This is a genomic window from Ferrovum myxofaciens (assembly GCF_013181415.1).
Taxonomy (GTDB): domain Bacteria; phylum Pseudomonadota; class Gammaproteobacteria; order Burkholderiales; family Ferrovaceae; genus Ferrovum; species Ferrovum myxofaciens.
This window is the reverse complement of sequence record NZ_CP053676.1, coordinates 2,664,700-2,673,932: the sequence shown is the minus strand read 5'-3', so window position 1 is coordinate 2,673,932 and position 9,233 is coordinate 2,664,700. Positions and strand designations below refer to the sequence as shown.

Below are 9,233 nucleotides of genomic sequence, written 5' to 3'. Positions count from 1 at the left end.
ATCAAAAGCAAACTTGCTTCATGACCCAATGATTAGCAACGAGCATGCCATGATTAAATAATTTTCTTATCGTACTGATAAATATCAATTAATTATTTTCATGAACTCAATATTCGGATTCTGCTTCTTGTTGTAAAGCGTACAGACTGTTGGTAATCATGCATACAATAACTGTCCGAACCATAACCAACCTCAGTTTCTCGCCCGAGCAATCTTCCTCGATATCACTGACACATATTTTTTATAATCAACAAACATGACATTATTGGAATGAATATTGCTTTTGTCTGGAGTATCGCTATGGAAAGGGGCAATGACATGCAAATTGGAGTCGACAGTGCTATGGCCGTAGATAACAAACGGATTTTTGTGGTGGACCCGGATGAAGTTACCCGTGCCGCCCTGCAATTCATACTCCACGATGAAAATGAAACCCATGATATTCCCACCCTTGCAGCGGCCCTGACGAAAAGTAACGACTGGAAGCCAGATCTTCTGATTCTGGGCATTGACATCGTTCTAAATCACGGGATAACCGTTCTTGACATGCTCAAGGACAAAATTCCGGGGGTTAAAATTTTGCTCGTTTGCGAACCCAAGGATATCCCTCTTGCGCTCACCTGCCTCAAATCCGGTGCTGAGGATCTGGTGGCAAAACCCCTGACCATTGAAATTGTCCGTGGCAAGGTGGATAAGTTACTGCGAAGGGCTATCTGATGGCAACCATCGAGTTTTTCGAGAAGAACGGTTGTCTCAACAATGCACGGCAGAAACAACTTCTCGAGGCATCAGGTCATACCTTAATCACCCGCAATATCCTAACCTACCCCTGGACCCCAAAGATGCTGGAGGATTTTTTTCAGTCGAAATCGATAATTGAATGTTTTAATCCGGCCTCTCCCAGGATCAAATCGGGTGAGGTGGTTCCGAGCAAAGTTTCAGTTACTGAAGCCATTGAACTGATGCTGTCCGATCCACTCCTGATCCGCCGCCCCCTCATGAACATAGACGGACATCGCGAGGTGGGATTCGATCAGAAAAAACTGCATGCATGGATCGGCCTTGAGTCCTCCCTCAGTGATCCGGAATCCTGTCAAAAATGACTGTACTCAGTTACCATGAGAGAACAAAACATCGTCTCGAGAAATATGCTGCGGGACCAGAAACACTTGACTGGAGCATGCAACCCGATCCTTTTCGGACTTTTGCCGGATCAAAATCCATCGCTCTTCCCTTCTCGGCCAAACAAATTAGAATGCCCTTCGAAGCCGTGTATGGCAAAAATTCATGCTTCGAGGCCTCGCTCGATTCGGTGGGATCTTTGTTACAACTTTCCATGGGGCTCTCAGCCTGGAAAGAATATATGGGAGATAGATGGGCGCTCCGGTGCAACCCTTCGAGTGGAAACCTTCACCCCACGGAGTGTTACATTCTGGCCCTTAATATTCCAGGAATCGGAAATGGCCTTCATCACTATCGTAGTCTGGACCATCATCTTGAACAGCGCTGTCAAGTGGACTGGCATGGTGACGCTCGCTTATTCATCGGTCTGAGTTCGATTCACTGGCGTGAGGCCTGGAAATACGGGGAAAGGGCATTTCGTTATTGCCAACTCGATGTGGGTCATGCGCTCGGTTCACTTCGCTATGCCGCAGCATTGTTGGGTTGGAGACTGGGCTTGGTGGAGTCTCCAGATGATATTTTGGGAACTCAGAGAAAGACCGATTTTATCGGAGTCGAACCCGAAGAATTCGATCTTTTTCTCGAAGCAGATCTTGGTCAGGGGATTCGTGGAATTCCAGCGCTTGAATATCACGATTGGAGTGGTTCAGCCAATCGTATTGATTCGTCGCCCATGTATTCATGGCCGATCATAGAACAAGTTTCCCAATCCACCCGCAGACAGTCCCCCTTACCCTCACTCAGGAATACTGAGGTGCAGGATAGCCCCTTCTGCATGGAGCCGGAGGCAGTGAAAACCATTCTGGGAAGACGAAGCGCCCAGAAATTTGATGCCTCTTACACCATGAGCCAGGATGTATTTTTTTCCATGCTGCATAAGTTGATTCCGGAAAATACTCTTCCTTGGGATATCTGGGGCTTTGAACACCGTGTTCACCCGGTTTTTTTTATTCATAGAATCACAGGAATGGCGCCAGGCATTTATATCCTTCCGAGAGGACCGTCCATACAAAAGAACCATTTCAGAAGTGAGTTTCTCTGGGAAAAAATTGGCCCGCTTATTCTTCTGGCCAAAACCGACTGCAGAAAAGCCGCAAAAACCCTCTGTTGTCATCAGTCGATTGCCTCGGAAAGTTGTTTTTCCCTAGGAATGCTGGCAGAGTTCACGATCCTGAAGAGTAACCCCTGGCGTTACCGTCAATTGCATTGGGAGTCAGGCCTGATGGGGCAGATACTTTATCTTGAAGCTGAAGCGGCAGGGCTGCGAGGCACCGGAATTGGTTGTTTTTTTGATGATACATTCCATGAATTCCTTGGCGTTTCCAACCATGAACTCCAGTCGGTATACCACTTTACCGTTGGCAAACCTCTGCTCGACTCACGCATCACGACTCTCCCGCCCTATTCCTCATTACATTCAGGAGAATGACTATGGAAAGAACCGTGCAACGAATTTGTGTCGACCAGATTCAGGATTTCAGCACATTACCTAAAGGTATCCTCATCGATCTGCGGAGTAAGGCCGATTATGAAAAGGGCCATATCGACAGGGCGGTACATGCGGATGGCAGATCCCTTGAAAACTTGATCATGCAACTTCCTAAAGACACGCCTTTGCTTTTCTACTGCTATCACGGACAAGCCAGCTTGATTCAAGGAAAAATGTTTGTGGATTTCGGTTTTTTAGAAATTTATAGTCTGAACGGGGGCTACCACGGCTGGTCAAGTGTATATTGCAAAAGCCGACTCCAGATTTGGCTCGAGGAACAGGGGTATGACCATGCCAATTCGGTTTTTTCCAACGGAATGACGCCCCTCATGCATGCCGCCCGACTTGGAAACACCGGTATGGTTGCTGAACTTCTTCTATCAGGTGCTCAACTCGATGCAAGAAATAGTGATGGAAACCAGGCACTCTGGTTTGCCTGTTTCAGCGAAAATATTGACATCATGGATCTTCTGATCGCAGCCGGAATAGAGATCAATCATCGTAATGACAACGGCTCGACCTGCCTCATGTATGCCGCTTCAAGTGGAAAGGATTCCGTGGTCAAAAAACTGTTGGAAGCAGGCGCTTCTGTCGATCTGATGAATCTCGATGATTTTACCGCTCTGGATATGGCCAGTAGTCTGGAATGTCTGAATTTGCTAAGGCCGCTGAATTCCTCTAGGAAAGTACAACTCATCAAAACCGGTTCAACGGGAGACTGACATGCCCCTCTATGACTATCAATGTTGCGAATGCCACAATCTCTTTGAAAAACTGGTTTTTTCTTCGACCCAAGTGATGTGTCCTGCCTGTGGCAGTACCCGTATCAATAAACTGGTTTCAAAACCTGCCCCCAAAAGCCTTACGGCAGAAATCCTGTCAGGTGCGCGTAAACAAGCTGCCAGGGAAGGTCATTTCAGCAACTACAGTACCAGTGAAAAACCAAAAAAATGAACGGCCCATCCGGGCCGTAACACCTCAGATTTCGGTGGTTGACTCTGTTTCAGAAAAAGTCTCGATTTTTTCGAGTTCTTTTCCACGCAGTCCCACCCGATATCCATGCTCGATGAGATCAACCCCATAAATATAGAACTGTTGCAAAAAAGTACCGATGCTGGTCACATAGCCCATATCTCCCTTCCTGACCAGAACCTCCCCAATATCCTTTCCTGGAAAGGTCCCATCATTTCTGATCGTCTTGATGACTCGCACCTTTTGTCCATATTCAAACCAGGGAGGGGCGGTCAATTCCACCACATCGCTATCCCGACTAATTTTTGCCATTATTTCCCTCCCGGGCAAGTCGAGACAATGCCATATCCCTCACTGCCTCATCAAAATCAAGGGTAAAACGCTTCAGATATGCCGTCCCTATACGCTCTGCCACCTCATACCTTACCCGCCAATCTTCATCGTCGATCAGCAACGGTAACCGGGTTGGATGAATGCGTCGCACCACCTCCAATCTCACCATTGGATCTTCATCCACGAGCATTTTATCGAGCCATTCATCACCGATTCGTAATGCAACGATTTTTCTAACTTCACGGTCTGGATCATTCATCATCAAAGTCAAAAATCGAACAGGCATTCGCCGCGCCACAATTTGTCTGACAAAATAATCAAGATCATCCAACATTGAACCGATGTTTCTTTCATCAAGCCTGGCTGCCACCCTGATTCTCACCTCACGATCAGGATCGGACCGCATTTCAATCAAATAATTAATAGGTAAACGCAAGGCCACGCTCCATCTCACGGTTTCATCCCGATCACTCATCAGTAGTGGCAATAATTCTACTTCGACATGCTTTGCAGCAACTGCCCTCACTTCAAAATAAGGGTGTCCCAGATAATTTTTCGCAGTCCCCGGATTCCAGTCAAAGAATCGATCAATCCTTTTGGCGTAACGATCTTCGACACAAGCCTCCATCAGGCGACAATGGCTTCCAAAACTGGGACAGGAGGAACAATCAAGATCCATGCCCTGCCAATTTTTTGTCTCAATGATTTCAGTCTTCATCGTCCATTCCCATTCGATCAAGCACATTGAGGAGAACTTTTGATCCTATCTTGTCGCTGGGATCAAGTTCCAGGATTTTCATGATGACTTCTCTTCCTTCATCCAGACAGCCCAGGCGTAGATTGAGGTATCCATAGGCCTTGAGCGTAAACAAATAAAATCTAGGAAGTATCGCCTCGTAACTGCCAAAATTCGCATCACTACCCCTGACCCTTCGCCAGTCAGACACCAAGCCATTATCCTTTGCCGCTTTTTCCAGACATATCCTGGCAATACCAAGTGCATCCAGCAGACGCCCCTTGTAAAAATAAAAACGATAGTAACCAATCAATACTGCAGCATGATCAGGGGCCGCTTCCATGGCGCGCTCAAGATAGGATTCGGCCAGATCGTCTTCGGCATAGGAAAGGCCTGCCAAACGAAGGTAATTTTCAGCCTCGACGGTAAGCCCCCCTCCCAAACAGGCAACCTCAAGCCAGGATTCGTCCGTCTTATTCAATCACCCGTTCCTTTTGATTGAAGAAATATCCACACTCGCTACCCCTGCGGGGGCACTGCTGCTACAGGCACAGGGAGAGGCCTTCGGATCCACAAAAGAGAAGCCTGATTTGGTGGGCGTATCAAGATAATCAATGGTAACGCCATCCAGTAATAATCGACTTTCTGCCGGAAGGAATAGTTTTATGCCCCCTGCCATGACGATACTGTCACCTGTTTTTGGCTCGGGTTCCACAGTAAATTCCGAGGATAGGCCAGAGCATCCCCCGGCAGATACAGATAGCCTGAAACCACTCCCTTCTCCCCCATTGAATCGTACCATCTGACGAATAAATTTTTCGGCGCTGGATGTCACGGTAATATTCATGATTTCACCTATGCCTGTGCCTGATAGCGGGGATAACTATTATCGATCACACAGGTATTGTCCACTGGACATACCGCCACACATTGGGCATCGTCAAAGTAACCGATACATTCAGTGCACTTCTTGGAGTTGATCACAAAAGTTCCATCCTTCTCATAAATCGCCACATTGGGACATTCGGGCTCGCAGGCTGAACAGGCCGTGCACTGTGATGAAATGATTTTGTATGACATAGGGTTTTCCTTTTATAAATTAATCTGACTCAAGCAGCCACATACGCACCCTGACGAATATCTGCATCTCCCCGGTCCACATGCACAATCTCTCCCGACTTGATTCTTCCAAGATAGGCTTTGAAATATCTCACCACCGATTGTTCTATGAACTCATGGGCATACTTGTCGACGGGCTCAATTCCGGCTGCAGTCAACTCATCCTTGGGACATGCACCAATTTTTGCAACAAATACCGCCACACAATCATTAATGGCTCGAATCACCGTCGGCAGAGCCTCTTCTTCTCCAAAGCCACCCTGGCAATAGAGATCCACACGCCGATGACCCACAAACTTGGCTCCTTCGGTTCCGACCTCATACACCTGAAATTCATTGGCATGGCCAAAATGCTCGTTGATTCGTCCGCTTCCCTTGGTTGCCACCGCCACCAGAATTTTCACTGATGAGAATTCCTCCTCGAGTGCTTCCATTTCTGCGTTTCTTGCCGCTACCTTTTCCTGCCGATCCTGTTCAACAATTTCTTGATAAGCACGGCGTTTTTCGATGTCATAGTCCACTTCCATTTCCATGATCTTTTCAGTGGTGAATTCGGCACTCCGATCCTCGCCCAGCAAGCCAACTGCATCCGCCCGACATTGCCGACAATGTCGCATCATGTTCATTTCGCCTTCACAGGCATCCTGAAGAGACTTCAACTCCTGCGCGGTAGGTCCCCTTTGCCCGTTCAAACCAAACACTGTGCCATGTTCAGGTGCCGATATCAGCGGCATGATGTTGTGTAAAAACGCCCCACGGGACTTCACTGCACGATTCACTTCTACCAGATGCTTGTCGTTGATTCCGGGGATCATGACGGAATTCACCTTGCACAGAATCCCGGCTGCCGTCAGCATTTCCAGGCCAAGCATCTGACGCTCCGTCAAAATTCGTGCGGCTTCAATCCCGGTCACTCGCTTATGATTCCAGAATATCCAGGGATAAATATGCTGGCCCACTTCGGGATCCACCATATTGATGGTGATGGTTACATGATCCACATTGAACGATTTTATCGTATCAACATGATCTGGAAGGGATAATCCATTGGTTGAAAGACACAACTTGATGTCCGGCGCAGTCTTGGAAATCAGCTCAAAGGTCTTGAAAGTCTTATCAGGATTTGCCAAAGGATCGCCAGGACCTGCAATCCCAAGCACCGTCATTTGCGGTATCGTGGAAGCCACGGCCAAAACTTTTTTGGAAGCCTGTTCCGGTGTCAACTTTTCACTGACAACACCAGGCCGACTCTCGTTGGCACAATCGTACTTTCGGTTACAGTAATTACATTGAATATTGCATGCTGGTGCCACGGCTACATGCATCCGCGCATAGTGATGGTGGGCTTCCTCGCTATAGCATGGGTGATTCTTGACCTTTTCCCAAACTTCCGGTGACATATCTGCCGGACCATCGGAAGAACCGCAACTGGCCTTCCCTCCTTCACTAGATGTCCCACATCCCTTGTGCTCTGCCACTTCCTGGAGCACTTCACTTAGACTCTGTTCATGCATGTTTGCCTCCCGACCTTTCGGTCTGTTCATTACTCTAATGACATAAAGTCATTAGCAACAAACATGCCAACCAGAATAACTAAAAATACCATTAAAATTCAAATACAAACACATTGTCAACAGCCCTACACCCTTGTCAATTCTGTGCTAAATACGACATTGGTTCGCTACAGGCAGGCCACCCTTGGAATTTGCCTGACAGACTAAAATCGTTTGATTTCAATTTTATGTTTCTGTAATGCGTAACCCATTTGACGAGAGGTCAACTTGAGAAGTCGAGCCGCCTTGGCTTGGACCCAACCACACTGTTCCATTGCCCAAATCAATCGATCACGTTCCGTGCCAAATTCTTTAGAAGGAACTTCTGTTTCGGAATGATCATCGTTCATTGGCATATCAGTGTCATATCTGGGTATGATGGGAATCACTGGTTTAGCCGGTTGGACATAACTCCGTAGCGTTACCGAAAAACATTTATCTTGTTGGCAAGGCAAATCGTGCTCCCTGATGACTGAACCCCGGGTCATGGTCAACGTTCTTTCAACACAGTTCTCGAGTTCCCGAACATTTCCAGGCCAGTAGCACTCAAGCATGATTTTCATGGCGTCTGTGGAGAAGGAAAGGTTTTTTTGGTTTTCCACATTAAATTTTTCAAGAAAAGATGAAACCAGCAGCGGAATATCTTCGCGCCGCTCTCGAAGTGGAGGCAAAAAAATACTGACTACATTAATGCGGTAATACAGATCTGCGCGGAATTCGCCTTTAGAAACTGCCTGCTCAAGATTCTTATTGGTTGCCGTAATCAATCGGATATCGACCTGAATCGGTTTATTACCTCCAACCCGTTCAAACTCACGCTCTTGCAGGACCCTGAGCAACTTGGTCTGAAAACTGGGAGAAATATCGCCAATTTCATCCAAAAACAGGGTACCCCCATTAGCCATTTCAAAACGTCCTTTACGATCCTGAGTCGCTCCCGTGAAGGAACCTTTTTCGTGACCAAAAAGTTCAGACTCCAGCAAGGTCTCAGAAAGTGCTGCACAATTAACCTTGATGAACGGCCTGTCTTTTCGGGGGCTCATATAATGGATCGAACGGGCAATGACTTCCTTCCCTGTCCCACTCTCGCCCCGTAGCAGAATGGTTGATTTTCCGGGTGCGGCCTGGTGCACCTCGGAAAATACCTCCTGCATCAATTTGCTGACCCCGATGACATTGTCGAGACTGTATTTGCCGTGCAATTCTTTCTGGAGCCGGCTTTTTTCCATCAGGAGTTGTTGTCTCTCCTTGGAAATACTTTGGTGCAACCTGACAGTCTGTCCGATTAAATTAGCCACCATCGATAAAAATCTCGAATCACTCTGGAAATTCTGAGGCTCTCCATTGAGGTGGCGATCCACGCCCAGCACGCCAATGGACTCACGACCTACCTTGATAGGAACCCCGATAAATGAAATGACCTCGCCTTCCTGAATCGTACGAGGTCCTGTCTTATGAAGAAAGTTGGGTTCTTTTGAAATATCTGGAACGACAATGGTCATCCCCGACTTCACTACTTTCCCCATAACGCCTTCGCCAATCCTGAAAAATCCTCTCTTGACCTCTGTTTCAGTCATCCCCGATGCACCAATAACGTGCAGGATGTTATCCTCCTGCAACAATGCCACCATGCAACGGTCCATCCTGAGATGGGATGCCAGAAGATTGAGGACTTCTCTCAACGTTTTTTGCAGGTTCAAAGACGAACCGAGTACCTTACTGATCTCGTAGATCGTAACCAGTTCGAGGTTTCCCTCTTTTCGCATCACTTTTGTCACAGGTATCCCCAATCAAGTCTTTTCGATGCGTACTCCAATAAAAACCTTGCACCAAGTTTTCAAGCAAGTTT

12 protein-coding genes are annotated in these 9,233 nt (G+C 47.2%); 5 read left to right on the top strand and 7 right to left on the bottom strand.

The window, feature by feature from the left end:
* Positions 1-300: 300 nt before the first annotated feature.
* The 5 genes from HO274_RS13390 to HO274_RS13370 are packed head-to-tail and all read left to right on the top strand — an operon-like array spanning position 301 to position 3,625.
* Positions 301-717 carry a response regulator gene (locus tag HO274_RS13390; protein ID WP_197456458.1) on the top strand — a complete coding sequence of 139 codons (417 nt, stop codon included), beginning with the start codon at positions 301-303 and terminating at the stop codon, positions 715-717.
* The gene (locus tag HO274_RS13385; protein ID WP_273120412.1) at positions 717-1,103 is read left to right on the top strand and encodes an ArsC/Spx/MgsR family protein; all 387 of its coding nucleotides are present in this window, start codon (positions 717-719) and stop codon (positions 1,101-1,103) included. Before HO274_RS13390 ends, HO274_RS13385 begins: the two co-directional genes overlap by 1 nt.
* Entirely contained in the window at positions 1,100-2,611 is a 1,512-nt protein-coding gene (locus HO274_RS13380; protein WP_273120410.1) for a SagB/ThcOx family dehydrogenase, read from the top strand. The genes HO274_RS13385 and HO274_RS13380 overlap by 4 nt, the downstream gene beginning before the upstream one ends.
* Before the next feature lie 2 nt (positions 2,612-2,613).
* Positions 2,614-3,393 carry an ankyrin repeat domain-containing protein gene (locus HO274_RS13375; RefSeq protein WP_062188224.1) on the top strand — a complete coding sequence of 260 codons (780 nt, stop codon included), beginning with the start codon at positions 2,614-2,616 and terminating at the stop codon, positions 3,391-3,393.
* A gap of 1 nt (position 3,394) precedes the next feature.
* A complete protein-coding gene (locus HO274_RS13370; protein ID WP_273120408.1) occupies positions 3,395-3,625 on the top strand; it encodes an FmdB family zinc ribbon protein in 231 nt (76 codons plus the stop codon).
* A 24-nt stretch (positions 3,626-3,649) separates the two neighbouring features.
* Here the strand turns inward: HO274_RS13370 and HO274_RS13365 are convergent, their stop codons facing one another.
* The 7 genes from HO274_RS13365 to nifA form a co-directional block, all read right to left on the bottom strand.
* Complete coding sequence (locus HO274_RS13365; protein ID WP_062188226.1) at positions 3,650-3,955, bottom strand: nitrogen fixation protein NifZ; 306 nt, start codon at positions 3,953-3,955, stop codon at positions 3,650-3,652.
* Complete coding sequence (locus HO274_RS13360) at positions 3,942-4,694, bottom strand: 4Fe4S-binding leucine-rich repeat protein (protein WP_062188227.1); 753 nt, start codon at positions 4,692-4,694, stop codon at positions 3,942-3,944. Before HO274_RS13360 ends, HO274_RS13365 begins: the two co-directional genes overlap by 14 nt.
* On the bottom strand, positions 4,684-5,193 hold the full coding sequence (locus tag HO274_RS13355) for a hypothetical protein (protein WP_062188228.1): 510 nt from the start codon (positions 5,191-5,193) through the stop codon (positions 4,684-4,686). The genes HO274_RS13360 and HO274_RS13355 overlap by 11 nt, the downstream gene beginning before the upstream one ends.
* Positions 5,194-5,559, bottom strand: a complete 366-nt coding sequence (locus tag HO274_RS13350; protein WP_273120405.1) for a HesB/IscA family protein — start codon at positions 5,557-5,559, stop codon at positions 5,194-5,196. It abuts the gene before it with no gap.
* Positions 5,560-5,567: 8 nt separating this feature from the next.
* Positions 5,568-5,792 (bottom strand): 4Fe-4S binding protein, encoded by a 225-nt coding sequence (locus HO274_RS13345; RefSeq protein WP_062188229.1) that lies wholly within the window; start codon positions 5,790-5,792, stop codon positions 5,568-5,570.
* 29 nt (positions 5,793-5,821) lie between these two features.
* Positions 5,822-7,345: a nitrogenase cofactor biosynthesis protein NifB gene (nifB, locus tag HO274_RS13340; RefSeq protein WP_197456460.1), complete on the bottom strand. Its 1,524-nt coding sequence runs from the start codon at positions 7,343-7,345 to the stop codon at positions 5,822-5,824.
* 203 nt (positions 7,346-7,548) lie between these two features.
* A complete protein-coding gene (nifA, locus tag HO274_RS13335; RefSeq protein ID WP_420537416.1) occupies positions 7,549-9,150 on the bottom strand; it encodes a nif-specific transcriptional activator NifA in 1,602 nt (533 codons plus the stop codon).
* Positions 9,151-9,233: the final 83 nt, after the last annotated feature.